Genomic DNA, 24686 nt, shown 5'->3' on the forward strand with positions numbered 1-24686 from the left:
TCCTCCCGCCTCACCCGCGGAACCGATACTGCTCGATCGACGACGGATGCATCTCGATCGAGTAACCGGGACGGCTCGGCGGCATGTAGGCCGCGCCCTTGATCACACAGGGATCGACAAAGTGTTCATGCAAATGATCGACGTACTCGATCACCCGGCCTTCGTGGGTGCCGGCGATGCACAGGTAGTCGATCATCGACAGGTGCTGCACGTATTCGCACAGCCCGACGCCGCCGGCGTGCGGGCAGACCGGCAGCTGGTATTTGGCCGCCATCAGCATCACCGCCAGCACTTCGTTGACGCCGCCGAGACGGCAGGCGTCGATCTGCACCACGTCCACCGCGCCGCGCATGATGAACTGCTTGAACATGATGCGGTTCTGGCACATCTCACCGGTGGCCACCTTGACCGGCGCCACCCCTTCGCGGATGCGGCGATGCCCTTCCACGTCGTCCGGGCTGGTCGGCTCTTCGATAAACCAGGGGTTGGCGAACGCCAGATGTTTCACCCACGGAATGGCTTCGCCCACCTCCCACACCTGGTTGGCGTCGATCATCAGCCGGCGATCCGGGCCGATCACCTCACGGGCGATGCGCACCCGGCGAATGTCGTCTTCCAGATCGCGCCCGACCTTCAGCTTCAGGTAGGAGAAACCGGCGTCGACCGCTTCCTGGCACAGGCGGCGCAGCTTGTCATCCGGGTAACCCAGCCAGCCGGCGGAGGTGGTGTAACAGGGGTACCCTTCCTGCAGCAGCCGTTCCAGGCGCCGTTCTTTGCCCTCGGCCCGCTGTTTCAGCAGCGCCAGCGCTTCCTGCGGCGTGATGCAGTCGGTGATGTAACGGAAGTCGATGCAGCGCACCAGTTCCTCCGGCGTCATCTCCGCCACCAGCCGCCATACCGGCTTGCCGACCGATTTGGCCCACAGATCCCACACCGCGTTGACCACCGCGCCGGTCGCCAGGTGAATGGCGCCTTTGTCCGGCCCGATCCAGCGCAGCTGGCTGTCGCTGGTGAAGCGCCGCCAGAAGGCGCCCATGTCGGCGGCGATCGTCTCCAGCCGCTCACCGACGATCTGATGCTCCAGCGCGCGGATCGCCGCGCAGCAGATCTCGTTGCCGCGGCCGATGGTGAACGTCAGTCCGTGGCCGCTGAGATCCGCGCGATCGGTCTCCAGGATCACGTAGGCGGCGGAATAGTCGGGATCCGGATTCATGGCGTCGGATCCGTCCAGCCCCAACGAGGTGGGGAAACGAATGTCTTCAACCCGCAGTGCGGTAATGGTGGTCATGGCGGCGCTCCCGGTTAAGCCTGTACGGTTTGCTGGCGCTGTTCGCCCAGCCCTTCGATGCCCAGACGCATCGTCTGGCCCGCCCGCAGATAGACGGGCTGCGGTTTCTGCCCCATGCCGACGCCCGGCGGCGTGCCGGTGGAGATCACGTCGCCCGGCTGCAGGCTCATAAAGCGGCTGAGGTAGCTGACGATTTGCGGAATGCGGAAGATCATGGTGCTGGTGTTGCCGTCCTGATAGCGCTTGCCGTCCACCTCCAGCCACAGGTTCAGGTTGTGCGGATCGGCGATTTCGTCGGCGGTCACCAGCCAGGGGCCGATCGGCCCGAAGGTGTCGCAGCCTTTGCCCTTGTCCCAGGTGCCGCCGCGCTCAATTTGATACTCGCGTTCGGAGACGTCGTTGATCACGCAGTAGCCGGCGACGTGGCGCATCGCGTCCGCTTCGCTGATGTAGCGCCCGCCTTGGCCGATCACCACGCCCAGCTCCACTTCCCAGTCGGTTTTCTGCGAGCCGCGCGGGATCTCCACCCGGTCGTAGGGGCCGACCACCGCGCTGGTCCATTTGTTGAACACCACCGGTTCTTCAGGAATGGCCGCGCCGGTTTCCGCCGCGTGATCGGCGTAGTTCAGACCGATGCAGATGAACTTGCCGATGCCGCCGACGCAGGCGCCGAGGCGCGGCTGCCCCTCGACCAGCGGCAACGCGGCGCTGTCCAGCGCGCGCAGTTTGGCGAGCGACGCCGGCGATAACGCGGCGCCGCCCACGTCGGCGATATGCTGCGACAGATCGCGCAGGCGGCCCTGCGCATCCAACATGCCGGGGCGCTCTTGCCCGGGTTCCCCATAACGTAAAAGTTTCATGCGTTCCTCTCTCAAAAATGGCGGCTCAGTTGCTCCAGCCGCCGTCGATGATCTGCACCGTGCCGGTGGTGTACGAACTGGCGTCGGAGGCCAGATACAGCGCCAACTGGGCAATTTCCTCGGTGGTGCCGATGCGCCCGATCGGCTGGCGGGCAACGAACGCCTGATACACCTCTTGCTCGCTACGCCCCTGCTCGCGCGCCTGCTCGGCGATGCGCTGGCGCAGCGACGGCGATTCCACCGTGCCGGGGCAGATGGCGTTGCAGCGGATGCCCTGGGTGACGTAATCCGCCGCCACCGAGCGCGTCAGGCCAATCACCGCCGCCTTGCTGGCGCCGTAGGCGAAGCGGTTAGGCACCCCTTTCACGCTCGAGGCCACCGAGGACATGTTGATGATCGAGCCTTTGCCGCGCGCCAACATGCCCGGCAGGAAGGCGCGGATCATGCGGAACATCGCGGTCACGTTGAGATCGAGCGCGAACGCCCACTGATCCTCGCTGCAATCGAGGATCGATCCGCTGTGCACCACGCCGGCGCAGTTGAACAACACGTCGATCGGGCCGATCGCTTCCGCCGCCGCCGCAATGGCGGCCGGATCGGTGACGTTCAGCGCCAGCGCGCGGATCCCGGCGCAGCCCTGCAGGCGCTCGAGGTTGATGTCGCTGGCGATCACGTCGGCGCCGGCGGCGGCGAACAGCCTGGCGGTGGTGAATCCGATCCCTTGCCCGGCGGCGGTGATCAGTACGCGTTTCCCGGTTAAATCCATCTTGACTCCTCGGCCTAAAGGTCTAATGGTCAGGCCAATAAAGGCGGTTAAAGGTCAGGCCTCTAACATGACAAAAGACGCTTTACGCGTTATCGTTGGGGGAAGAAGTTAATAAAAACAGCCTTGAAACCGCATTTCGATTAACCTTTTTTTTACACTTGAATAACGATTACTCAAGCGCCTTGTCGCATAATTGTGCGCCAAATCACTGAACGCCGAATCGTCAAAGGTCAAAAATGCCGATTACCCGACTGGAAAACCCAAGGATTTACAGACAGATAGCTGACCAGCTCAAACGTCTTATCGAGAACAACGAATTTCCGCCGGGCAGCCGCCTGCCCTCGGAGCGCGATCTTGCCCAGCAGTTGCAGGTCAGCCGCGCGTCGGTGCGCGAGGCGCTGATCGCGTTGGAAGTGATCGGCCTGGTGGACGTCAAGGTGGGCAACGGGGTGATCGTGCGTTCGCAAACGCCGCCGCCGGCGTCGCAGGAATCGGTGATGGTCCAGGCCGGCCGCAACCAGTGGGCGGAGATCGACGACGAACTGAATATCGAGCTGGATTTCAACGCCGAGCTGCCGCCGTTTTCACTGCTGCAAACCCGCCTGCTGATCGAACCGGAGACCGCCGCGCTGGCCGCGCGCCACGCCACCGACGAGGAGCTGGCGGGCATCCGCGCCGCCTATGAGCAGAACTGCCGCGATAACCGCGCCGGCTCCGCCACCCACCCCGGCGATCGGCTGTTCCACATCCGCATCGCCCAGGCCAGCGGCAACCCGGCTTACGCGTTCATCATCGGCCATCTGCTCGGCCACCGCTACGGCAGCATGTTCCGCGTGCTGCAGCGCCACTATACGCCGGACGACATGCCGCACCGCTCCGAGCTGGAACACCGGGCGATCCTGGCGGCGATCGAAGCGCGCGATGTGCGCGGCGCCCGCAAGGCGATGAAGGCGCACCTGGACGAAGTGATCGCCATTTTCGCCCGCGCGCAGTAAGCCGCCGGCGGTTAAAAAATTTTATCGCCACCGCTCTTTTTTCTACATGCAGCGGGGGGGCGGGCGCATTACACTGGGCGACGAATAACGCCCTTTCCCGCTGCATTGTTAAATGGATAACGACCGTTGAAGAACTCTGTCTCCGCTTTATTGCTGGCGCTGGGCCTGTGCGCCGCGCCGCTGGCCGTGCAGGCCGCGCCCCCGCAGCTGGCTTCGCAAATCGTCGACCAGTATGCCGAACATATTTTCTACAACAGCGGCGCCACCGGCATGGCGCTGGTGGTGATCGACGGCAATCAGGTGGTTAACCGCAGCTTCGGCGACACCAAGCCCGGCAACAACCTGCGCCCGCGCCCGGATTCGCTGATCCGCATCGCCTCGATCACCAAGCTGATGACCAGTGAAGTGATGGTGAAAATGGCGGCGGCAGGCCAGGTCAAGCTGACCGACCCGCTGCGCAAGTACGCTCCCAAGGGCGCCTATGTGCCGTCTTACAACGCCGGCCAGCCGATCACCTTATTGAACCTGGCGACCCACACCAGCGCGCTGCCGCGCGAGCAGCCGGGCAAGAAGCCGCCGAAAACGCCGGTGTTCACCTGGCCAACCAAGGCCCAGCGTTGGCAGTGGCTGGCGCATGCCAACATCACGACGCCGCCGGGCGTGCACGCCGCCTACTCCAACCTGGCGTATGATCTGCTGGCCGACGCGCTGTCGCGCGCCGCGGGCAAGCCTTACAGCGCGCTGCTGAAAGAGAAAATCACCGCGCCGCTCGGCATGGTCGACACCACGTTGACGCCGAGCCCCGAACAGTGCTCGCGCCTGATGGTGGCGGCGGCCGGCCCGAGCGCCTGTCGCGACACCACCGCCGCGGCCGGCAGCGGCGGCGTCTACTCCACCCCGCGCGACATGCAGCGCTGGATGCAGCAGTTCCTCTCCTCCAGCGCCAGCGGCCCGCGCAAAGCCACCGCCGCCAGCGAGCAAACCATGTACTTCCAGCGCCACGATCTGGTGTCGCTGAAGGGCATGGACGTGCCGGGACAAGCGGATGCATTGGGATTGGGCTGGGTGTATATGGCGCCGAAGGACGGGCTGCCGGGCATCATTCAGAAGACCGGCGGCGGCGGCGGATTCATCACCTACATGGCGATGATCCCGGCGAAAAACGTCGGGGTGTTCGTGGTGGTGACCCGTTCGGAGCTGAGCAAGTTCACCAACATGAGCGATCCGGTCAACCGACTGGTGAGCGATCTGGCGGCCAACAAGAGTTGAGATGGGGGGCGCAGCTGGCTGCGCCCCCAGGCGTCAGGCCGGCACCGCCATCTGATGAATCACCGGATGGAAGTTACGCTTGAAGTAGATCAGGCCGTTGCCCGCTTCGCTCAGCGCGATCTGCTTGATCTGCACCAGGTACATCTGGTGGGTGCCGATGCTCTGGATCTGCTCGATCTCCCCTTCCAGGCTGGCCAGGGTATTGCGCAGCACCGGCTGCCCCAGCGCGCCGAGCTGCCACTCTTCCAGCCGGAAACGATCTTCCATGCTGACGCCGGTCATGCCGGCGAAGTGGCGCGCCATCAGCTCCTGCTCGTGGTTAAGCACGTTGACGCACAGCCTGCGGTTTTCCTGAAACACCGGGTTCATCGCGCTGTTGCGGTTGATGCACACCAGCAGCGTCGGCGGCGTATCGGTCACCGAACACACCGCCGTGGCGGTGATGCCGCAGCGCCCCGCCGGGCCGTCGGTGGTGACGATATTCACCGCCGCCGACAGGCTGGCCATGGCGTCGCGAAAGCGCAGCCGCTGTTCATTTTCCTGAGACATACAACCTCCTCCTGAATTACTTCAGCAGATTATCCAACTGATTAATATCGTCATTGTTCCGCAGGTGCGGCACCTTCCAGCCGTGCTGATCGTAATCGGCCAGGCACTTGTCGACCATCTGCATCATGCGATCCATGTTGCCGGATCCCTGCGCGTGGCGCAGGCACTGCAGGCGGATCTCATCCTGGCTGCCGGCGTAGTTGATCTCATACAGCTCGTGGCGCCCGCCGAACTCGCTGCCGATCGCATCCCACATCAGTTTGAGGATCTTGATGCGCTCGACGTGATCCATGCCGTCCGATCCGCGCACGTAGCGCGCCAGGTACTTGTCGATCTCCGGGTTGTTCATGTCGCGCACGCTGGACGGCAGGTAGATCAGGCCGCTGGTGACGTTCTTTTCGATGATGTGTTTCACCTTGGTGTAGGCCATCGGCGCCATCACGCGATAGGTTTGCAGCGCGGCGGAATCCGGCAGGTAGGCGCCGTTTTCCCATTGCGTGGCTTCGGCGCACATCGCGTCGCTCAGCGACCAGAACAGGTTGCGCCAGGCCACCACTTCGCCCAGATCGGCCTGCACGCCACGGAACTCCAGCACGCCGGTGCACGAGAGGCTCTTTTGCAGCAGCGCGGTGATGAAATCCATCTTCACCGCCAGACGCACGCAGGCCTGCAGCGGGAACAGCCGGGCGAAACCGCCCTGGGTGCTCCAGCGGCGGCAGCGGTCGAAATCGCGGTAGATCAGCACGTTTTCCCACGGGATCAGCACATGATCCATGATCAGGATCGCGTCGTTCTCGTCGAAGCGGCTGGTCAGCGGGTAGTCGAACGGCGAACCGGTCGCGCCGGCCACCAGCTCGTAGGAGGCGCGCGAAATCAGCTTCACCCCTTCGGCGTCCATCGGCGCCACGAACATCAGCGCAAAGTCCGGATTATCGCCCATCACCTGCGCCGAACCGAAGCCGATGAAGTTGTAGTGGGTCAACGCCGAGTTGGTAGCCACCACTTTGGCGCCGCTGACGATGATGCCGGCGTCGGTTTCTTTCTCCACCTGAATGTAGACGTCCTTCACCTCGTTGACCGGCTTATGACGATCGATCGGCGGGTTGACGATAGCGTGGTTGAAATAGAGCCCGGTTTCCTGAATGCGTTTGTACCAGTGGCGCGCGTTGTCGGCGAACTGGCCGTAGAACTCCGGATAAGCGCCCAGCGCGCAGCCGAAGGCCGCCTTATAATCCGGCGTGCGCCCCATCCAGCCGTAACTTTGGCGCGACCAGTCGGCGATGGCGTCACGCTGCTGGCGCATCTCCTCCGGGCTGCGGGCATAGCGGAAGAACTTGTGGGTGTAACCGCCGTTGCCGGTGTCGGTATTCCAGCACAGGCGATCCTGGCTGGCCGGATCGTGCAGCGCGTCGTACAGCTGGCCGACCGAGGCCGCCGCATTGCGGAACGCCGGGTGGGTGGTGACGTCTTTTACGCGTTCGCCGTAAATGTAGATTTCGCGGCTGTCCTGCAAACTTTTCAGGTACTCGGCGCCGGTGAACGGACGCTTGCTGTCGGCACGAAAGTCTTCTGGTTTCATCGGGTCTTCCTCGTAATCGGCATTTTTCAGGCCGTGGAGCCGGCCATTTGTTAAAATAATGTTTTCTTTTGGTTGCTTAATTGAAGCTGCCAAAGCCGGTTTCGAGAAGAGACTTTTGCGGCAATCGCCGGTACTTTTCAGGTCAGTTTGCCGCTTTCGCGGCAAACTGTGATCGCGGTTACGAAAGGGCGTGTTGCGCCGCGCGGTAGGTTGAAGGGGAACAGCCTTCCAGCCGATTGAAAAAACGGGCGAAATAGGCCGGATCCTTGAAGCCGAGGCTGTAGGCGGTTTCATGCACCGTGCAGGCGCTGAACAGCAGCATGCGCTTGGCCTCGCGCAGCAATCGATCGAAGATCAGCCGCTTGGGCGGCCGGTTGGCGAAGCGCCGACACAGGTCGTTGAGCCGCGATTCGGTCACGCCCAACGCCTGCGCATACTCCGGCACCGGCAGATGCTCGCGGAAACGCTCGTCCACCATCTTGTTGAAGCGTTGAAACAGCTGCAGTTCGCCGCGCACGCCGCTGTTGGCGCTGTCTTCCAGCGCGGTGTTGCGCAGCAGCAACGTGAACACCGCCTGCGCCAACAGCGCCAGCGTCTGTTCGCGCCCGGCCAGGTTCTGCGCGAACTCGCGGCGGATCAGCGCCCAATAATGGCTAAGCGCCGTCAGCTCCTGCGGCGCATCGGCCAGCGACAGGCAGATGCCCGGCATGTCCAGCGCCAGATTGCTGCCGGGATACAGGCGCTCCAGCAGCGGCCAAATCAGCTCCTGACGCACCGTCAGCACATGGCCGTCGCTGTCCGGTTCGGTGAAGAACGCATGCGGCACCGACGGCGGCGTGAGGATGAACAGCGGCGCCTGCACCGAATAGTGCTGATCGTCGAGCTGCAGCTCTATCTTGCCGGTCTCCAGAAAATGCACCTGGAAGAAGCAGTCGTGCCAGTGCACCTGCATGTCGCGGCCGAAGAACGCCGCCAGCCCGGCGAAGGTTTCGTAGTGCACCTCGTCGGCGGCGTAGCGCGCGTCATACTCTTTGCAAATATCGATGTTGGCGATAAAACCGGTACTTTTCCGCACCTCATTACCTCCTGCAATCCTGCCTATCTGCGTATCAAGGCGTCGCTCTCGGGCGCGAATCCTTCATCGGGATGCGCCACACCAGCACGGCACCGACGATCAACAGCGCCGAGACGAAATACAGCCCGGAGTTGAAGCTGCCGGTCATGTCCTTGAACCAGCCGATCAACAGCGGGCTGAGCGCCGATCCGATATTGCCGGTGGCGTTGATCACGGCGATCCCCACCGCCCGCGCTTCCAGGCTGATCGACTGATCCGGCGTGGTCCAGAAGATCGCCATGGCGGTAAAGGAACCGACCGACGCCATCACGATCCCCAGCAGTTGGATCAGGCTGTGATCGGTGGCGGAAGCCAATAGCCAGCCGGCGGCGGCGAACAGATACGGCAGCGCGGTGTGATGCTTACGCTCCTGCAGCCTGTCGGATCGTTTGCTCCACCACACCATGCCGGCGATGGTGCAGATCTGCGGGATCGCCGCCAGAATGCCGATCGTCACGTTGCTGCTGCCCTGGTTGAAGCTCTGCAGGATCTGCGGCGTCCAGATGTTGATCGCGCTCAGGGTGTTGGTCAGGCAGAAATAGGCCAGCGTGTACATCAGCACGATCGGCGTGAAGATCTCGCGCCACAGGCTGCGCTGCTGCAGCGCGCGGTGGCTGCTCGGCCCGTTGGGTTGCACCAGCTGCAGCTTGTCGGCCTCCATCATCGCCTTCAGGCTGGCTTTTTCCTCGTCGGTCAGCCACTTGGCCTTGGCCGGGGTGTCGTCGAGGTAGAACCACACCACCACGCCCAGCAACACCGACGGGATCCCTTCCAGCAGGAACAGCCACTGCCAGCCCTTCAGGTTCATCACCCCGTCCAGCGCCAGAATATAGCCGGAGACCAGCGAACCGATCGCCATGGTCACCGGCATGGCGATCATGAACAAGGCGTTGGCCCGGGCGCGGTAAAACGCCGGGAACCAGTAGGTGAGGTACACCAGAATGCCCGGCAGGAAGCCGGCCTCGGTGATGCCGACGATCATGCGCAGCACATACAGGCTGGTCGGCCCGGTGGCGAACATCGTGCAGGTGGAGGCGATGCCCCACAGCACCATGATGGTGGCGATCCAGCGCCGCGCGCCGACCCGGCTCAGCATCATGTTGCTCGGAATGCCGAAGATCACGTAGGTGGCGTAGAACAGCGTCGCCGCCAGCCCGAACATGGTCGAGCTGAGGCCGAGATCCTTGCCCATCGTCAGCCCGGCGAAGCCGATGTTGATGCGGTCGAGGAAAGAGAAAACAAACAACACGAACAGGAAAATAATCAGGCGCCGAAACAACTTTTTAATCACCGATTGCTCGGCGGCGGTTAACGCTTTATGTTGCTGCGCCGGGTTGGCCGGCGGCAGCGAATCGACGTGGTTCATGGTTCAGTAGACTCCCGATGAAGGCGCTTGCGCCCCGCCCTGTTTGAACTCGTTCGCCAGGGCTTCCGCCGCCCGCGCCAGCAGGGTGGTATCCACCCCTACCGCGACGAACAGCGCGCCGGCTTCCAGATAGCGCTGCGCCAGCGCCTTGTTGGCCATCAAAATGCCCGGCGCCTTGCCGGCGGCGCGGATGCGCGCAATGGCGTCATCGATGGTGCGCTGCACCTCCGGATGCTGCGGATTGCCGGCGAAGCCCATGTCGGCGCTGAGATCCGCCGGGCCGATAAACACGCCGTCCACCCCTTCCACCTGCAGGATCGCCTCCAGGTTTTTCACCGCCTCGCGGGTTTCAATCTGCACCAGCACGCACATCTGCTCGTCGGCCTGCTGCAGGTAATCGGGCACCCGGTTCCAGCGCGAGGCGCGCGCCAGGGCGCTGCCGACGCCGCGCACGCCATGCGGCGGATAGCGCGTGGCGCGCACCGCGTCGCGCGCCTGTTCGGCGTTCTGAATCATCGGGATCAATAAGGTTTGCGCGCCGACGTCCAGCAACTGCTTGATGATCACCGCGTCGTTCCACGGCGGACGCACCACCGGCTGGCTCGGGTAAGGGGCGACCGCCTGCAGCTGCCCCAGCACCGTCTGCACGTTGTTGGGCGCATGTTCGCCGTCGATCAGCAGCCAGTCGAAACCGGCGCCGGCCAACAGTTCGGCGCTGTAGCTGCTGCACAGCCCGAGCCACAGCCCGATCTGCGGGCGTTTTTCCTGCAGCGCTCGCTTGAAGTGGTTGGTTAACATCGCATTCTCCCTGACAAGCGGGCGCGGCGCGTGGCCCCCGCCCGGTTATTGCGGCCCGGTTCGCCGAGCCTGCTTATTAGACGAAGCGGCAGCTGATGCAGCCCATCGGGCCGTAATCGACGTGGAAAGTATCGCCGCGCCGCGCCGGCACCGGCCGGGTGAAGGAGCCGCCGAGGATCACCTGCCCCGCTTCCAGCTCCACCTCATACGGCGCCAGCTTGTTGGCCAGCCAGGCCACGCCGTTGGCCGGATGATTGAGCACCGCCGCCGCCACGCCGGACTCTTCAATCACGCCGTTGCGGTACAGCAGCGCAGAGATCCAACGCAGATCCAGCGCATCCGGCTTGATCGGCCGCCCACCCATCACCACCCCGGCGTTGGCGGCGTTGTCGGAGATGGTGTCGAACACCTTGCGCGGCCGCTGCGTCTCGGGATCGACGTTGTGGCTGCGCGCGTCGATGATCTCCAGCGCCGGAATGACGTAGTCGGTGGCGTTGTAGACGTCGAACAGCGTGCAGTTCGGCCCGCGCAGCGGCTTGGCCAGCACGAACGCCAGCTCCACCTCCACCCGCGGCACGATGAAGCGATCGATCGGAATATCGCTGCCGTCGTTGAAGAACATGTCGTCCAGCAGCGCGCCGTAGTCCGGTTCGGTGATCTGTGAGCTGACCTGCATGGCGCGCGACGTCAGGCCGATCTTGTGGCCTTTGAGCGCACGCCCCTCGGCGATCTTCAGCGCCACCCACTGCCGCTGAATGGCGTAGGCGTCTTCGATGGTGATCTCGGGATGATCGAGCGACAGCGCGCGGATCTGCTCACGACTCTTTTCCGCCTGATGCAGGCGCTGCACGGCGCGGTTAACCTGCTCTTTATCCAGCATTTACGACCCCTTATTCACGCTTTATTGAACAGCGCGTGGACATTGTTCTGTTTGTAATTCAGCACCGGATCCAGCTCTTCCATGGTGAAAGAGAGCGCCAGGTAACGCTGCGCCATCAGCGCGGCGAAGTGTTCCTTGATCAGCGCAAACAGCATCTCGCCCACCTGCTGACGGCTTTCCAGACTGCGGCCGTGGCCGATTTTCAACGTCATGTGCACGAAGGCGTAATCCTGCTTGCCGTCGGCCATCTGCCAGGTATCGAGCCAGATGGCCCGGCTGCGCACGCCGGCCAGCGGGAAGATGCCGGTCGCCGCCAGCGCCTCGTTGACCTTGGCGAACAGGGTGGGCAAATCCGCCTCGCGGCGGATGTTGTCGGTACATTCAGCGTAAAAATGGGGCATTCACACACCTCAGGCTTCAGCGAGCAAAGGGAACACGGCGTTGACCTGCCCGGTGCCGGAACTGGCGAACAGCGGGGTGATGAACTCCACCTTGCCGTCGTACTTGTCCCAGCCGAGCAGGCCCAGCAGCATCACGGTGTCGTGCATGTTGCCTTCGCCGTAGCAATAATCGGCATACTCCGGCAGCATTTCGCAGAACTCGCGAAAGCGCCCCTCTTCCCAGAGCTTGACCACCCGTTCGTCCATTTGCTGGTCGAACTGACGGGTGTAGCTGTTCATGCCCTCTTCGGCGCGCTGATCGTCGATAAAGCGGTGCGACAGCGAGCCGCTGGCCAGCACCGCCACGGTGCCGTCGTATTTCTCGATGGCGCTTTTGAGCGCCTCGCCCAGCCGGCGGCTGTCGGCGAAGTCATGCACGGTGCAAAACGCCGAGATCGACACCACCTTGAAATGCTTGTCGGCATTCATGTAACGCATCGGCACCAGCGTGCCGTATTCCAGCTTCAGGCTCGGGATGTCGTGCGCCTTGGCGCGTACGCCCCGCTTGCAGGCCTCATCGGCGATCAGTTGGCCCAGCGCCGGGTTGCCGTCGTAGTCGTAAGTCATGTCGCGGATGAAATGCGGCAGCTCGTTGCTGGTGTACACGCCGGAGAAATGCGCGCTGCAGTTGATGTGATAGGCGCTGTTCACCAGCCAGTGGGTGTCGAACACCACGATGGTGTCGACGCCCATCTCGCGGCAACGCGCGCCGATCTCTTTATGGCCGTCGATGGCCGCCTGCCGGCAGCCAAAGTTTTTCCCAGGGATTTCCGACAGATACATCGATGGCACATGTGTAATCTTGGCGGCTAACGCTAACTTACCCATAAGTCCTCACATGAAACAAAAATGATTCCGTGAACGATGCCGGGGCCTGATTAAACGCCCCAGCGTGGGATCGGGTGATCACCCATGGAAATGCACACGTTCTTCATCTCGGCGAACACTTCGAAGCTGTATTCCCCGCCTTCGCGGCCGGTGCCGGAGGCTTTCACGCCGCCGAACGGTTGGCGCAGATCGCGTACGTTTTGGGTGTTGACGAAAACCATGCCCGCTTCAATGCCGCGGGCCAGGCGCAGAACCTTGCTCACATCCTGCGTCCAGATGTACGACGCCAGGCCGTACTCCACGTCGTTGGCCATGCGCAGGCCGTCTTCTTCTGATTTGAACGGCAGCAGGCAGGCCACCGGCCCGAAGATCTCCTCCTGCGCCACGCGCATCCGGTTGTCGACATCCGCCAGCACCGTCGGGCGCAGGAAGTTGCCGTGGCTCAAGCCGGCCGGTTTATCCGGGCCGCCGGCCAACAGGGTCGCCCCTTCCTCCACCCCGAGGCGGATATAGCCGGAGACTTTTTCCCAGTGCTGCGGGCTGATCAACGCGCCCACCTGGGTGTTGGGATCTTGCGGATCGCCGACGCGCAGACGGTTGGCGCGCTCGGCGAAACGTTTGACGAATTCCGGGTAGATGCTCTCCTGAATGAAGATGCGTGAACCGGCGGTGCAGCGTTCGCCGTTGATCGAGAAGATGGTGAACAGCGCGGCGTCGAGCGCCCGCTCGATGTCGGCGTCTTCAAAGATCAGCACCGGCGACTTACCGCCGAGCTCCATGGAGAATTTCTTCAGCCCGGCGCTTTCGATGATGCGCCGGCCGGTGGCGGTGCCGCCGGTGAAGGAGACCGCGCGCACATCTTTATGGCGCACCAATGCGTCGCCGGCGGTGGCGCCGTAGCCCTGCACCACGTTCAGCACCCCGGCCGGAATGCCGGCTTCCAGCGCCAGCTCGCCCAGGCGATCGGCAGTCAGCGGCGACAGTTCGGACATTTTCAGCACCGCCGTGTTGCCCAGCGCCAGGCAAGGCGCGGTTTTCCAGGTGGCGGTCATGAACGGCACGTTCCACGGCGACACCAGCGCGCATACCCCCACCGGCTGCACCAGCGTGTAGTTGAGCATCTTGTCGTCCACCGGGTAGGTCTTGCCGTTCATCTGCTGGCACACCTCGGCAAAAAATTCGAAGTTGTGCGAGGCGCGCGGGATCAGCACGTTTTTGGTCTGATGGATAGGCAGCCCGGTGTCGGCGGTTTCCATTTCGGCGATCTGCGGCACGTTCTGGTCGATCAGTTCACCCAAACGGCGCATCAGGCGCGCGCGCTCTTTCATCGGCGTATTCGCCCACTTGGGGAACGCCTCTTTCGCTGCGGCCACCGCCTGGTCTATCTCCAGCTGGCCGCCGGAGGCCACTTCCGCCAGCACCTCGCCGTTCGCCGGGTTGGTGGTGGTGAAATACTCTTTGCTGGCGACGTTCTTGCCGTTGATCCAGTGGTTGATGGTTTTCATCGCAGGCTCTCCTCGTAATCTTTTTCACTGATAATGTGGTTAACCAAACGGCCGATGCCTTCGATCTCCACCACCACTTCGTCGCCCGGCTGCACGTCGGCCAGCCCTTTCGGCGTGCCGGTGGCGATCATGTCGCCCGGCTGCAGCGTCATGAATTCGCTCAGGTAGGCGATCAGGAACGGAATGTCGAAAATCATGTCGGCGGTGCTGCCGCGCTGGCGCAGCTCACCGTTGACGTAGGTGCTGAGCGCCAGGCGGTGCGGATCGGCGACGTCGTCGCGATCGACGATATACGGCCCGATCGGCGTCAGGGTGTCGCGGCTCTTCACCCGCAGATTCGGCCGGTAGTAGTTCTCCAGGTAGTCGCGGATGGCGTAGTCGTTGCACAGGGTGTAACCCGCCACATACTCCATGGCGCGCTCGCGGCTGACGTTGCGCGCGGTCTTGCCGATCACCGCCACCAGCTCGGCTTCGTAATGCATGTACTCCACGCCGGCCGGACGCACCGACACCTGACGGTGGCCGGTCAGGGTGTTCGGCGCCTTGAGGAACACCAGCGGCTCTTCCGGCGCTTTAAATTCCAGCTCGCTGGCGTGGTCGGCATAGTTCAGCCCCAGGGCGAACACCGTGCCCTGCGCCGGCGGCAGCCATTCCACTTCACGCTCCTGCAGCACCTCGCCGTTCGGCAGCGTGACGCGCAGCTGGTCGTCTACCTGAACGTTGACGATCTGGCCATGATGGCGAATACGGGCATGTTTCATGATGCGGCTCCTGCCTGAGTGACGCGGTTGGTCAACGTGGGCAGGCCGGCGGCGCGCACCGTCACCTCATCCCCCGGTTTGATCGCCACCCGCTGGTGCGGGGTGCCGATCAGCACCGCATCGCCCGGCTGCAGGGTGATGAAATCGCTGATGGCGGCGATCAGCTCCGGTACCGAGCGCACCAGATCGGCGGTGGACCAGCGATCCTGCTCCACGCCGTTGATCTCGGTGACGATCTCCAGCCGATCGGCGTTCTCCAACTGCCCCATCTCCCCCAGCGGGCAGAAGCCGTCGCGGCATTTGGCCTTGATCGCCGGGCGATAGAAGCTGCTCTCCGGCAGGCTGACGTCGTTGGCCAGCGCGTAACCGGCCAGATAACGGCTCACCTGCGCCGCCGGCACCTTGCGCGCGGTGTCGCCGATGATCACCGCCAGCGTGCCGCCGCTCTGCACGGTTTCACCGGCCGGAAACGGGATCGCTCCGCCGTTGGCGAGGTGGGTATTGCGCGGCTTGATAAACCACACCGGGGTTTTGGGCGGGGTTTGATACGGCGGCTGGTGAAACGCCTGATCCCAGGCGTCCAGTTGGCTGCGGTGGTTCAGCGCAACGGAAAATACGGTGCCTTTCATGCGAACTCCTCCAATGGCAAAAACATGACAACCGGCATTCATTAATATATTAATGATTACTTTTATACGCTGTGCAGCTTTTACGCAACGCGCTTGGAGTGATTTGTGATCGTGATAACAAAATATTCACAAATTACGAACATTAGCGTGATTATTCAATGCATTAACCATTTTTCACGCCATTTTTAGCTGCGCCTCGCATTTTTGCTTTATCCCTACGGGTAACTTTGGCTACTATTAAGTTATTAACAAAATCGGGCTTTGCGGGGCAGGCGCCCCCATAACGAGCGCCGTAACAACGAACACCTTGATAGCTAAGGCCAAACTTATGCATGAATCGTTAACCATCGCCCTGCTGCAGGCGCGTGAAACCGCCATGGGGTTCTTCCGCCCGATCCTGAAAAGCCACAATCTCACCGAGCAGCAGTGGCGCATCATCCGCGTGCTGGCCAACAGCCGTTCGATCGAATTCCACGAACTGGCGGCGGAAACCTGCATCCTGCGTCCCAGCCTGACCGGCATTCTGTCGCGCATGGAGCGCGACAAGCTGATCTTCCGCCTTAAACCGGTTAACGATCAGCGCAAGCTGTACGTGTCGCTGACCCAGCAGGGTCAGGAGCTGTATGAAGTGGCGCGCCATCAGGTGGAGCAAGGCTACGCCGAGATTGAAGCCGCCTTTTCGCGGCAAAAAATGGACCAGCTGATGACGTTGCTGGACGAGCTGATCACCCTGGGCGACAGCCTGCCCGCCAACGTCACCGCGCATCCCGCCAAGAAGTGATTTAACCAACCGGAATTCTCACATTAATTGGCGTTGCAGCCAGGCGGCCAAGGCGTAAATCCCCAGTCGCTTACTCAAGTAAGCGACTGGGGTGCGTGGCTACGTCAAGTAAGCAGAGCATTCGTTTCCGGCAACAGCGCGCCGCCGTCCACCACCAGCGTCTGGCCGGTGATGTAGGCCGCCGCCGGCGAGGCGAGAAACACCATCGCCGCGGCGATGTCTTCCGGTTCCCCCAGCCGCCCGAGCGGCACCGCGGCGGCGATCGCCTGATTCACCTGCGCGTCGCCCAGGTTGGCCATCGCCGGCGTGCGGATCATCCCCGGCTCCACGCCGTTGACGCGAATGTTCTCCGCCGCCAACTCCAGCGCCGCCGCGCGAATAAAGCCGTTTACCCCGGCCTTGGAGGCGGCGTAATGCGCCAGTCCCGGATACGCCACCCGCGGGCCGGTCACCGACGAGGTCACCAGCAGGCTGCCGCCGCCGGCGCGGCGCATCCACGGCAGCGCCGCCTGCGCCAGAAAGAACGGCGCCATCAGATTGACGCTCAGCGTGCGTTGCAACAGGGCCGCGTCGATGGCGGCGAACGGCGTCAGCGGAAAATAGGCGGCGTTGTGGATCACCACGTCCAGCCGTTGGTGCCGCTCGCCCACCGCCGCCACCAACTCGGCAATCTGCCCCGGCTCGGCCAGATCGCAGGCCAGCGCCTGCACTTTCCACCCTTCGCCCCGCAGCGTTTGCGCCGCCGCCTGCGCCTGCGGCAGCTGCACGTCCGCGATCGTCACCTCGGCGCCCAGCCGGGCGAAGGCGCTGACGATCGCCAGCCCAATGCCCTGAGCGCCGCCGGTCACCAGCACCGCCTGCCCGGCGAAGGCGTCGGCCGCATAGGTTGCGTTCATCGGCCTATCCTCGCGGGTGGCGCGTGGTGTTCAGCACCTGTGCGTGGGCACCGACCGCAAAGTTGCTCAGCGCGCTGAAATCGCTGCCCTGATAACCGAGGATCTTGCCGTCGGTGCGCATGCCCTGCAGATCGATCATCACCACGCCCAGCGTCGGAATGATCTTCTCGCGCCAGACGAACAGATAAAGCTGCTCCGCCACCTTCACGTAGTGGCAGCGATCGACGTCCGCCAGCCCCTTCTCCACTCCGTCCAGACACTGCCAGGCGTAGAAGTTGTCGTTCAGGTAGATGTGCTCGTACCGTTCGGTCGGGCTGTAGGTGTACATGTTGCGCATGCCGATCAGCTCATCGGTAAAGCCCGGCGGCGCCGCGTCGGCGTCATCCAGCGTGCCGAAGCGGAATTCGGCCTCGACCGCGGTCAGCGGCAGCCCCTGCTCCACCCGGCTGAAGGCGTCGAGCCGCGCCTGCGCTTCGTCCGGCAGTTGGCCGTATACCGCAGTGAAGTTGCCCTGATTGCGGTCGCACACCAGCGTAATGCTGGCGTTGGCGCGGGCGGGATCGAGAAAATCGATGAACAGCACGCCGGGGCGAATGCTGGTGGCGCGATAGGCGATACCGCGCCGCTCCCCCCACTCCAGCGTCTGCGCATCGGTAAACCGACAGCGCTGCGTCGCGCCGTCGCTGAAACGCAGCGTCAGCGTGGTGCCCGCCAGGCCGTGCTGGCGTTCCAGCGTATTGCTGTGCGGCGCAAAGCCTTCCGCCAGCGCGCCAACCTGAATGAATACCGCTTCTGAACTCATGGAATGCTCCTTATAGGGAAGTGAAAGCCAGGGTCGGCACATCGACAATGGTGGAGCCGCCGTCGGCCACCAGCGCCGCGCCGGTAATGATTGAGGCTTCGCTGGAACAGAGGAAACGGCAGACGCGGGCGATCTCCTCGGCGCTGGCCGGCCGGCGCAGCGGCACGTCGCGGCAGACCATCTGGTAAGCCTGCTCCAGCGAAATCTGATGGGCGTCCATCAACAGCTGCATCTCTTCGTCCGCCATCGGCGTAGTCACCCAGCCCGGGCACACCGCGTTGGCGCGCACGCCCAGCGGGCCATAGTCGCGGGCGATGGAACGCATCAGGCCGATCAGCGCGTGCTTGGCGGTGACGTAGCCGCAGACCTCCGGCCCGGCGGCCAGCGAGGCGATCGACGCGACGAACAGCAGGTTGCCGCCACTTTTAATCAGTTCCGGCAGGCAGGCGCGCGCGCTGGCGAAAGCGCTGTTGAGGTTGCTGTCCATCGCCCCTTGCCACTGCGCGTCGCTCATCTCGGTAATGCGCTTGAAGCCCATGCCGCCGGCGCTGCCGATCAGGCAGTCGATGCGCCCGGCGTCGCGCAGAATCGCCGGCAGCAGCGTGTGGGCCCAGCTCTCGCCGCTGGCGGCGTCGCCCACCAGCGCCTGCGCGCCGATCTCTTGCGCCAGCGCCGCCAACGGTTCCGGGCGGCGGCCGATGATGAACACCCGATCGCCCTGCGCCGCCAGCAAACGGGCGCAGGCGGCGCCGACGCCGGTGCCGCCGCCGGTAATCACAACCACTCTATTCATGATTCAGCTTCTCCATCAGTTGGCCGATCATCAGCAGGCTGCTCAACAGCAACCGCCGCTGTTCGGCATCCAGCCGCAGATAGCGGCGGCCGGCCGGCACGCGGCTGACCACCTCCGAGGCGGCGAAATGCTCGATATCCGCCTGCCAGCGCCCGTCGCTCACCGTCAGCCGCACGCGGCGAAAATCCAGCTGCGCCAGCGTCTCGCCGATCTGCGGGTAGCGCAGCAGACCGTCCAACAGCCGCCGCGCGGCCGCATGGCGCTGGCGCAGCAGATAGCGCACTCCGCGCCGCCGCAGCCAGCCGCCGGCCACCACGTCCAGCGTCAGCGGAGGCTGCGCTGTGCACGTGCCCTGCAACCGAAAGCGGTGGCTGACGATATGCGCCATAAACAGCCCCTGCACCTGTTCGCTGACCTCGATCTGCGGCCCCTGCGGCAGCGTCAGCCGCAGCAGGCCCGGCGCCAGGCGTTCGCACGCGTAGGGTTCCAGGTTGCGCGCCAGACGATCCAGCGCGGCGCCCGGCCGATAGCCCGATGGCGCTCGCCGCCAGGCGCGATTAAGTGAGGGAAGTAAGCCGATCAAACTGCGCCTCCTCGTTTTCGCCCTTGGCGAACGCGTTCTCCAGCACCTGCTCGACCGGCACCGGCTTGAACGGATTCACTTTCTGCACGCACAGCGTCCAGAACAGCGCATAGGCGGCGGTCAGGCCGATCATCCAGCCGAAGGGAATGTAGACGTCGCGCGGGTTCATCCCCGGCGGCGTGATGTAGACGATGGCCAGCACGATGCCGACGCTGGAGACGATCTGCGGCAGCGGGAACCACGGCGATTTATAGGCGCGCGGCAGATCGGGGCGGCGCAGGCGCAGCAGCACCACCGAGCAGGTCACCAGCAGGTAGGCCACGCCCCAGGCGCACACCGCCGCCAGCACCAGCGGAATGATCCTGTCGAGGTTGCCCTGAATGGCGAAGGCGTGTACGCAGGGGATTAACACCGCCACCAGAATGCCGACCACCGGCGTTTTAAAGCGCGGGTGCAGATAGGCGAACATGCGCGGCAGCGCGCCGTCCAGCGCCATGCCGTACAGAATGCGCGGCACCGCCGCCATCAGCGTGTTAATGGTTGCTGCGCCCGCCAGCAGCAGGCCGACGCCCAGCCAGTATTTGCCGAACTGGCCCATCACCTGGCCGGCGAACGCCGGGATGGCCATCGGCGTTTCCAGCAGGCGCGTGCCGCTGGCGGCGTCGATTACCACGTTTTCCACCTGGTGGCTGAGCGCCGCGCCATACAGCGCCATGCACACCGCCACGCCGCACAGCCCGAGCGCCATCGCGCGCGGGATCACCCGATCGCAGCGTTTGATCTCCGGCGCCATCGGCGTCACCAGCTCACAGCCGACGAACATGAACATCGCCATGCCGATCAGGCTGAATACCGCGAAGGGATCGTTCAGGTTCAACGTGCTGCCGAACCAGCCTTCGAGCGGCACCGCATGCGGCGACAGCAGCCCGACGATGCCAAAAATCACCAGCGTGCTCCACATGGCGAAGGTCAGCACGATCTCCGCCTTGCCGAAGGCCTCGATGCCGAACGCGTTGAGCAGGCCGAACACGACGACCAGCCCGACGCCGACCATCCAGGAGGCGTTGTGGCTTTCCATCAGGGTGTTGAGATGCTCGAAGTTCACCAGCGCCATGATGCCGGAGAGAATGGTCTCGGCGGTGCCGGCGAAGATGTGCACGATCAGGTAGGCCGACAGCGCGCCGGTGATGGCGAAAAAGCGCCCCATGCCGCAGGAGATGTAGTCGTAAACCGAACCGGAGGTCGGCAACAGCGCCGCCGCTTCGGAGAAGGTGGTGAGCTGCGCCTGCATCATGATGAAGGCGATCAGCATCGCCAGCGCGAAGGTGTCGCCGCCGATGCCGAAGCCGCTGGTGACCGTCAGAATCACCGGGCTGGCCATGATCACCCCGACCGAACTGGCCAGGGTGGTGGGAAAGCCGACCTTGCCTCGAGCCAGGTGGGCGTGCAACCGCGACGACAGGTTCATGGTTATTTCCTCTTATAGTTTTGGCCTGATGCATGCAGGTGCTTGCAGGTTTTTCACCGCCAGCGGCGGTCATCTCACTATAGAGAGGAAAGGAAAATGCTGACTATCGTCCTTAAGGACGAGACGGTTTCAACCTGCGGCCGCGCTCACGGCGGCGCGCTCGCTCAGCATGAAGCGGATCGGCTCAGCCCAAGCAAGGTCATCATTTTTTCGTCTTATACGTTTGGCGCCGCCTGGCGCTATCTTCAATTCGCAGTGTAGGAAGCGGTGGAAAAGCCTGGCTATCGTTCTTAAGAACGAGGGACGGCGACGGTCGCGCCGGTTGTAGCACGCGCTGGGCGGCGAGGGCTTCGCCCAGGCAAGCAGTGAAAAGCGCTGTAAATTCAGCGGGAAAAGCGGTGAATTATTTCATTAACCTATTAATGAAAACCGCAGAAAATCCGACCTGAAAACCCCTGACCATTGCAGTGTCATCTTGTTATTTCTGTGTTTTATTGCAATAGGCCTCACGTTGTTAATATGTTTTTATTGTGTTGCCAAATTGCTACAACTATGCTTGTATCGTTCATATATTGACCGCCAACATTCTCCAGATTGAACGATAAAGGGAGGAACACGAATCATGCACAGCACAGCATCCGATGCCTTTATCAACAGTTGTTTGGCGACCATCACGCACCTGATCCCGGTGTCCGCCGGGGTGTTTTATCTGGTCGATCGCGACCTGCGGCCGGATCACTACATCCTGCACGGCATGCCCGATAAAACGCATCAGCAATACCTGAACCACTTTCAGCAAATAGACCCGCTGCAGCCGGCCAACTTCCATCGGCAAGACATCACCATGGTCGGCATGAGCCCGGCGGCGATCGCCGACAACCGCCGCTATTACCACGACTTTATGCTGCCGAACGACATGCGCGACATGACGGAGATTTTCATTCGCCAACGCAAACGCATCGTCGCCGGGGTGTCGTTGATCCGCGATACGCCGTTTACCGAATTGGAGCGCGGCCGCCTGCGCGCGGTGCTGCCGCTGATTGAGCTGGCGACGCGCGATCTGCTGCCCGACAGCGAGGCGCAGCTGCTGACCGCCAAGGAACAAGAGATCGTCAACCTGGTGCGCGAAGGCGCCAGCAATAAGCGCATCGCCCTGAAGCTGGGCATTTCGCTGTCCACGGTGAAAACCCATATGCGCAACATTTTCGCCAAAACCGACGTGGTGAACCGCACCGAACTGGTCGCCAGCGGCTTTCTCGCCCACGGTTAACGCCCGATAACGGCCGCCGCTGCCGACGGCCGGAAAATAACGCCATAACGTATTCGCCATTTATGGCGCGGCCTCCCCCTGCCCGCAATCGGGCCGGGCGGGATATTTCATCGTCACTCAACGCTCGGGGAAAAGGTTTATGTCCAGTGATTCGGTTTCCGCGCCCGCCGTCGGCACGGCGCTCCCCTGCCCGCCGCGGCTGTTGACCGCCATTATCGTCTTCGCCGCCATCACGCCGGGCATTCTGATGACCGCCCCCGCCGTGGCCGCCCAGCTCGCTACTCAGTGGCAGCTCGGCCCGGCGCAGATCGGCCATCTGTTCTCCACCGAACTCGGCGCCATGAGCCTGGCCACGCTGCCGGCGTGGTGGTGGATCGGGCGCATCAACTGGCGGCGGGTCGCTACGCTGTCGGCGCTGGTGTTTATCGCCGGCAACCTGGCTTCGGCGCTGGTGCAGGATTTCACCCTGCTGCTGCCGCTGCGCTTCATCGCCTCGCTGGCGGGCGGCACCCTGATGATCCTGTGCATCACCTGCGCTGCCGGCACCGCCAATCCCAGCCGCGTCTATGCCTTCTGGGTGCTCGGCCAGCTGGTGCTGGGTGCGGTCGGGCTGCTGGTGCTGCCACCGCTGTTTGCGCACTTCGGCCTGATGGCGGTCTACCTGATTTTGGCCGCCATCATGCTGTGCTGCCTGCCGCTCATCCCGGCGTTCCCCAACGGTTTCACCGCCGCCCGCACCGCCCGCAGCGGCCCCGCCGCCTCGCTGGCGCGCAAGCTGTGCGCCGTGCTGGCGGTGCTGACCTTTTACATCAGCCTGAGCGCGGTCTGGACCTTTATCGGCGGCATCGCCGCCGGCGCCGGGCTGTCGCCGGCCCACAGCGGCCAGGTGCTGGCCGTCGCCACCTTGCTCGGCATCGTCGGCGCGGGGGCCGCGGCGCTGATCGGCGCGCGCTTCGGCGGCGGACGCCTGATCGTGCTGGGATATGCCCTGCTGCTGGCCAGCGTGGCGCTGCTGACGGGCCAGCCCCTGCTGCTGCGCTTCGCCCTGGCGGCCCTGCTGTTCAAATTCACCTGGACCTTCGTGCTGCCGTTCATTCTGGCGCGGGTCGCCGGGTTGGATAACGACGGCAAGCTGATGAACGGCATCAACCTGGTGATCGGCGGCGGCATGGCCATCGGTCCGACGCTGGCCGGCTCTCTGATCGAATCTTCCGGCGGTTTCAACGCCTTGCTGTTTGGCGCGCTGGGCTGCGCGCTGCTGTCGCTGCTGTTGATTTCGCTGGCTTCACCGCGCGCACCGCGCCGTATAACAGGAGGAGAAAGGTGAAAAGAACAACCGGTTTCTTGTTTGATGAACGCTGTTTCTGGCACAGCACCGGCCTGCACGCCACCACCCTGCCGGTCGGCGGCTGGGTACAACCGCCCTCGGGCGCCGGCCACGCCGAGTCGCCGGAAACCAAACGGCGTATGAAGAACCTGATGGACGTATCCGGCCTGTCGCGCCAGCTCACCCTGCTGAGCGCCGAACCAGCGACGGAAGAAGACCTGCTGCGCATCCACCCCGCCCACTATCTGCAGCGCTTCAAACAGGTGAGCGACAGCGGCGGCGGCCTGCTGGGGGAAGAGGCGCCGCTGGGGCCGGGCAGCTATGAAATCGCCAAACTCTCCGCCGGGCTGGCCTGTGCGGCGGTGGAGGCGGTGCTGCAGGGAGAGCTGGATAATGCCTATGCGCTGTCGCGCCCGCCGGGCCACCACTGCCTGCCGGATCAATCGATGGGCTTCTGCTTCCTGGCCAATATCCCGATCGCCATCGAGCGCGCCAAGGCCCGTTACGGCCTCGGAAAAGTGGCGGTGCTCGACTGGGACGTGCACCACGGCAACGGCACCCAGCACATCTATTGGCGGCGCGGCGACGTGCTGACGCTGTCGCTGCATCAGGACGGCTGCTTCCCGGCGGGCTATTCCGGCGAACAGGATCGCGGTGAAGGCGCCGGGGCGGGCTGCAACGTCAACGTGCCGATGCTGGCCGGCGCCGGCGACGACGGCTACCTGCACGCCATGCGGCGCATCATCATCCCGGCGCTGGAAAAATTCGAGCCGGAAATGATCATCGTCGCCTGCGGTTACGACGCCAACGCGCTCGATCCGCTGGCGCGCATGCAGCTGCACAGCGACAGCTTCCGCGCCATGACCGCGCTGGTGCAGGAGGCCGCCGATCGGCTGTGCGGCGGCAAACTGGTGATGGTGCATGAAGGCGGCTACGCCGAATCCTACGTGCCGTTCTGCGGGCTGGCGGTGATGGAACAGCTGAGCGGCGTGCGCACGGAAGTACAGGATCCGCTGCTGGCGTTCATCCAGCAACAGCAGCCGCGCGACGCGTTCAACCGCTTCCAGCGTGAAGCGCTCGACGCGTTGGCGCGCCAGTTCGGCCTGTAATCCCCCTCTCTGCGGGCGCCGCACCCGGCG

The 24686-nt window shown here is 63.6% G+C and carries 26 protein-coding genes; 7 read left to right on the forward strand and 19 right to left on the reverse strand.

The genetic code is table 11. The features are described 5' to 3' along the window. Positions 1–10: 10 nt before the first annotated feature. The 3 genes from ACSBQS_RS15250 to ACSBQS_RS15260 are packed head-to-tail and all read right to left on the reverse strand — an operon-like array spanning position 11 to position 2914. Positions 11–1288, reverse strand: a complete 1278-nt coding sequence (locus tag ACSBQS_RS15250; RefSeq protein WP_197666605.1) for an L-fuconate dehydratase — start codon at positions 1286–1288, stop codon at positions 11–13. Between the two features lie 14 nt (positions 1289–1302). Further along, positions 1303–2148 (reverse strand): fumarylacetoacetate hydrolase family protein, encoded by an 846-nt coding sequence (locus ACSBQS_RS15255; protein ID WP_047025170.1) that lies wholly within the window; start codon positions 2146–2148, stop codon positions 1303–1305. Between the two features lie 25 nt (positions 2149–2173). Next, the gene (locus ACSBQS_RS15260; protein ID WP_033651365.1) at positions 2174–2914 is read right to left on the reverse strand and encodes an SDR family oxidoreductase; all 741 of its coding nucleotides are present in this window, start codon (positions 2912–2914) and stop codon (positions 2174–2176) included. A 236-nt stretch (positions 2915–3150) separates the two neighbouring features. Between ACSBQS_RS15260 and ACSBQS_RS15265 the strand changes: the two genes are divergently transcribed. Together ACSBQS_RS15265 and ampH are read left to right on the forward strand one after the other, a co-directional pair. Then, a complete protein-coding gene (locus tag ACSBQS_RS15265; RefSeq protein ID WP_046688196.1) occupies positions 3151–3909 on the forward strand; it encodes a FadR/GntR family transcriptional regulator in 759 nt (252 codons plus the stop codon). Between the two features lie 126 nt (positions 3910–4035). Next, complete coding sequence (gene ampH / locus ACSBQS_RS15270) at positions 4036–5178, forward strand: D-alanyl-D-alanine-carboxypeptidase/endopeptidase AmpH (protein ID WP_197758571.1); 1143 nt, start codon at positions 4036–4038, stop codon at positions 5176–5178. 33 nt (positions 5179–5211) lie between these two features. On the opposite strand, the gene hpaC is transcribed toward ampH, so the two are convergent. From hpaC to ACSBQS_RS15325, 11 genes are all read right to left on the reverse strand, one after another. Further along, the gene (gene hpaC, locus ACSBQS_RS15275) at positions 5212–5727 is read right to left on the reverse strand and encodes a 4-hydroxyphenylacetate 3-monooxygenase, reductase component (protein ID WP_016929186.1); all 516 of its coding nucleotides are present in this window, start codon (positions 5725–5727) and stop codon (positions 5212–5214) included. 16 nt (positions 5728–5743) lie between these two features. Then, positions 5744–7306 (reverse strand): 4-hydroxyphenylacetate 3-monooxygenase, oxygenase component, encoded by a 1563-nt coding sequence (gene hpaB / locus ACSBQS_RS15280; protein WP_004933158.1) that lies wholly within the window; start codon positions 7304–7306, stop codon positions 5744–5746. A 178-nt stretch (positions 7307–7484) separates the two neighbouring features. Then, complete coding sequence (hpaA, locus tag ACSBQS_RS15285; protein ID WP_004933161.1) at positions 7485–8381, reverse strand: 4-hydroxyphenylacetate catabolism regulatory protein HpaA; 897 nt, start codon at positions 8379–8381, stop codon at positions 7485–7487. Positions 8382–8415: 34 nt separating this feature from the next. Continuing rightward, a complete protein-coding gene (gene hpaX / locus ACSBQS_RS15290; RefSeq protein ID WP_021505400.1) occupies positions 8416–9786 on the reverse strand; it encodes a 4-hydroxyphenylacetate permease in 1371 nt (456 codons plus the stop codon). Between the two features lie 3 nt (positions 9787–9789). Then, a complete protein-coding gene (hpaI, locus tag ACSBQS_RS15295) occupies positions 9790–10584 on the reverse strand; it encodes a 4-hydroxy-2-oxoheptanedioate aldolase (RefSeq protein WP_033641769.1) in 795 nt (264 codons plus the stop codon). A gap of 76 nt (positions 10585–10660) precedes the next feature. Continuing rightward, positions 10661–11464 carry a 2-oxo-hept-4-ene-1,7-dioate hydratase gene (hpaH, locus tag ACSBQS_RS15300; protein ID WP_033641768.1) on the reverse strand — a complete coding sequence of 268 codons (804 nt, stop codon included), beginning with the start codon at positions 11462–11464 and terminating at the stop codon, positions 10661–10663. Positions 11465–11478: 14 nt separating this feature from the next. Continuing rightward, positions 11479–11865, reverse strand: coding sequence for a 5-carboxymethyl-2-hydroxymuconate Delta-isomerase (locus ACSBQS_RS15305; RefSeq protein ID WP_004933172.1), 387 nt, complete (start codon positions 11863–11865; stop codon positions 11479–11481). Positions 11866–11874: 9 nt separating this feature from the next. Next, positions 11875–12732, reverse strand: a complete 858-nt coding sequence (gene hpaD, locus ACSBQS_RS15310) for a 3,4-dihydroxyphenylacetate 2,3-dioxygenase (protein WP_197666607.1) — start codon at positions 12730–12732, stop codon at positions 11875–11877. 50 nt (positions 12733–12782) lie between these two features. After that, positions 12783–14237 (reverse strand): 5-carboxymethyl-2-hydroxymuconate semialdehyde dehydrogenase, encoded by a 1455-nt coding sequence (gene hpaE, locus ACSBQS_RS15315; protein WP_033651367.1) that lies wholly within the window; start codon positions 14235–14237, stop codon positions 12783–12785. Next, complete coding sequence (locus ACSBQS_RS15320; RefSeq protein ID WP_016929192.1) at positions 14234–14998, reverse strand: fumarylacetoacetate hydrolase family protein; 765 nt, start codon at positions 14996–14998, stop codon at positions 14234–14236. The genes hpaE and ACSBQS_RS15320 overlap by 4 nt, the downstream gene beginning before the upstream one ends. After that, on the reverse strand, positions 14995–15627 hold the full coding sequence (locus ACSBQS_RS15325; protein WP_033651368.1) for a fumarylacetoacetate hydrolase family protein: 633 nt from the start codon (positions 15625–15627) through the stop codon (positions 14995–14997). Before ACSBQS_RS15325 ends, ACSBQS_RS15320 begins: the two co-directional genes overlap by 4 nt. A 328-nt stretch (positions 15628–15955) precedes the next feature. Between ACSBQS_RS15325 and hpaR the strand changes: the two genes are divergently transcribed. Further along, positions 15956–16408 (forward strand): homoprotocatechuate degradation operon regulator HpaR, encoded by a 453-nt coding sequence (gene hpaR / locus ACSBQS_RS15330; RefSeq protein ID WP_042783637.1) that lies wholly within the window; start codon positions 15956–15958, stop codon positions 16406–16408. A 104-nt stretch (positions 16409–16512) separates the two neighbouring features. Here hpaR and ACSBQS_RS15335 read toward each other — a convergent pair whose 3' ends face one another. The 5 genes from ACSBQS_RS15335 to ACSBQS_RS15355 are packed head-to-tail and all read right to left on the reverse strand — an operon-like array spanning position 16513 to position 20950. Beyond that, positions 16513–17304 (reverse strand): SDR family oxidoreductase, encoded by a 792-nt coding sequence (locus ACSBQS_RS15335; RefSeq protein WP_197666608.1) that lies wholly within the window; start codon positions 17302–17304, stop codon positions 16513–16515. 4 nt (positions 17305–17308) lie between these two features. Next, positions 17309–18106: a molybdenum cofactor biosynthesis F family protein gene (locus ACSBQS_RS15340; RefSeq protein ID WP_033651371.1), complete on the reverse strand. Its 798-nt coding sequence runs from the start codon at positions 18104–18106 to the stop codon at positions 17309–17311. A 10-nt stretch (positions 18107–18116) separates the two neighbouring features. Further along, on the reverse strand, positions 18117–18899 hold the full coding sequence (locus ACSBQS_RS15345; protein ID WP_033641761.1) for an SDR family NAD(P)-dependent oxidoreductase: 783 nt from the start codon (positions 18897–18899) through the stop codon (positions 18117–18119). Further along, complete coding sequence (locus tag ACSBQS_RS15350) at positions 18892–19482, reverse strand: DUF3156 family protein (protein WP_033651372.1); 591 nt, start codon at positions 19480–19482, stop codon at positions 18892–18894. The genes ACSBQS_RS15345 and ACSBQS_RS15350 overlap by 8 nt, the downstream gene beginning before the upstream one ends. After that, positions 19457–20950: an APC family permease gene (locus ACSBQS_RS15355; RefSeq protein ID WP_047025164.1), complete on the reverse strand. Its 1494-nt coding sequence runs from the start codon at positions 20948–20950 to the stop codon at positions 19457–19459. The genes ACSBQS_RS15350 and ACSBQS_RS15355 overlap by 26 nt, the downstream gene beginning before the upstream one ends. 96 nt (positions 20951–21046) lie before the next feature. On the opposite strand from ACSBQS_RS15355, the gene ACSBQS_RS15360 reads away from it, so the two are divergent. From ACSBQS_RS15360 to ACSBQS_RS15375, 4 genes are all read left to right on the forward strand, one after another. Continuing rightward, positions 21047–21211, forward strand: coding sequence for a hypothetical protein (locus ACSBQS_RS15360; RefSeq protein WP_164106860.1), 165 nt, complete (start codon positions 21047–21049; stop codon positions 21209–21211). Positions 21212–21572: 361 nt separating this feature from the next. After that, a complete protein-coding gene (locus tag ACSBQS_RS15365) occupies positions 21573–22220 on the forward strand; it encodes a helix-turn-helix transcriptional regulator (protein WP_033641757.1) in 648 nt (215 codons plus the stop codon). A gap of 139 nt (positions 22221–22359) precedes the next feature. Beyond that, positions 22360–23547: an MFS transporter gene (locus tag ACSBQS_RS15370; RefSeq protein WP_197666609.1), complete on the forward strand. Its 1188-nt coding sequence runs from the start codon at positions 22360–22362 to the stop codon at positions 23545–23547. Further along, entirely contained in the window at positions 23544–24656 is a 1113-nt protein-coding gene (locus ACSBQS_RS15375) for a class II histone deacetylase (protein ID WP_033641755.1), read from the forward strand. The genes ACSBQS_RS15370 and ACSBQS_RS15375 overlap by 4 nt, the downstream gene beginning before the upstream one ends. The last annotated feature ends 30 nt before the right edge of the window (positions 24657–24686 follow it).

It is taken from the genome of Serratia sp. H402Y (assembly GCF_051172415.1).
GTDB lineage: Bacteria > Pseudomonadota > Gammaproteobacteria > Enterobacterales > Enterobacteriaceae > Serratia > Serratia ureilytica.

Excerpts from the sequence above, each read along its gene's own strand:
- ACSBQS_RS15250 (WP_197666605.1), bottom strand. The coding sequence starts at position 1,288 with ATGACCACCATTACCGCACTGCGGGTTGAAGACATTCGTTTCCCCACC.
- ACSBQS_RS15255 (WP_047025170.1), bottom strand. The coding sequence starts at position 2,148 with ATGAAACTTTTACGTTATGGGGAACCCGGGCAAGAGCGCCCCGGCATG.
- ACSBQS_RS15260 (WP_033651365.1), bottom strand. The coding sequence starts at position 2,914 with ATGGATTTAACCGGGAAACGCGTACTGATCACCGCCGCCGGGCAAGGG.
- ACSBQS_RS15265 (WP_046688196.1), top strand. The coding sequence starts at position 3,151 with ATGCCGATTACCCGACTGGAAAACCCAAGGATTTACAGACAGATAGCT.
- hpaC (WP_016929186.1), bottom strand. The coding sequence starts at position 5,727 with ATGTCTCAGGAAAATGAACAGCGGCTGCGCTTTCGCGACGCCATGGCC.
- hpaB (WP_004933158.1), bottom strand. The coding sequence starts at position 7,306 with ATGAAACCAGAAGACTTTCGTGCCGACAGCAAGCGTCCGTTCACCGGC.
- hpaX (WP_021505400.1), bottom strand. The coding sequence starts at position 9,786 with ATGAACCACGTCGATTCGCTGCCGCCGGCCAACCCGGCGCAGCAACAT.
- hpaI (WP_033641769.1), bottom strand. The coding sequence starts at position 10,584 with ATGTTAACCAACCACTTCAAGCGAGCGCTGCAGGAAAAACGCCCGCAG.
- hpaH (WP_033641768.1), bottom strand. The coding sequence starts at position 11,464 with ATGCTGGATAAAGAGCAGGTTAACCGCGCCGTGCAGCGCCTGCATCAG.
- ACSBQS_RS15305 (WP_004933172.1), bottom strand. The coding sequence starts at position 11,865 with ATGCCCCATTTTTACGCTGAATGTACCGACAACATCCGCCGCGAGGCG.
- hpaD (WP_197666607.1), bottom strand. The coding sequence starts at position 12,732 with ATGGGTAAGTTAGCGTTAGCCGCCAAGATTACACATGTGCCATCGATG.
- hpaE (WP_033651367.1), bottom strand. The coding sequence starts at position 14,237 with ATGAAAACCATCAACCACTGGATCAACGGCAAGAACGTCGCCAGCAAA.
- ACSBQS_RS15320 (WP_016929192.1), bottom strand. The coding sequence starts at position 14,998 with ATGAAACATGCCCGTATTCGCCATCATGGCCAGATCGTCAACGTTCAG.
- ACSBQS_RS15325 (WP_033651368.1), bottom strand. The coding sequence starts at position 15,627 with ATGAAAGGCACCGTATTTTCCGTTGCGCTGAACCACCGCAGCCAACTG.
- hpaR (WP_042783637.1), top strand. The coding sequence starts at position 15,956 with ATGCATGAATCGTTAACCATCGCCCTGCTGCAGGCGCGTGAAACCGCC.
- ACSBQS_RS15335 (WP_197666608.1), bottom strand. The coding sequence starts at position 17,304 with ATGAACGCAACCTATGCGGCCGACGCCTTCGCCGGGCAGGCGGTGCTG.
- ACSBQS_RS15340 (WP_033651371.1), bottom strand. The coding sequence starts at position 18,106 with ATGAGTTCAGAAGCGGTATTCATTCAGGTTGGCGCGCTGGCGGAAGGC.
- ACSBQS_RS15345 (WP_033641761.1), bottom strand. The coding sequence starts at position 18,899 with ATGAATAGAGTGGTTGTGATTACCGGCGGCGGCACCGGCGTCGGCGCC.
- ACSBQS_RS15355 (WP_047025164.1), bottom strand. The coding sequence starts at position 20,950 with ATGAACCTGTCGTCGCGGTTGCACGCCCACCTGGCTCGAGGCAAGGTC.
- ACSBQS_RS15360 (WP_164106860.1), top strand. The coding sequence starts at position 21,047 with ATGCTGACTATCGTCCTTAAGGACGAGACGGTTTCAACCTGCGGCCGC.
- ACSBQS_RS15365 (WP_033641757.1), top strand. The coding sequence starts at position 21,573 with ATGCACAGCACAGCATCCGATGCCTTTATCAACAGTTGTTTGGCGACC.
- ACSBQS_RS15370 (WP_197666609.1), top strand. The coding sequence starts at position 22,360 with ATGTCCAGTGATTCGGTTTCCGCGCCCGCCGTCGGCACGGCGCTCCCC.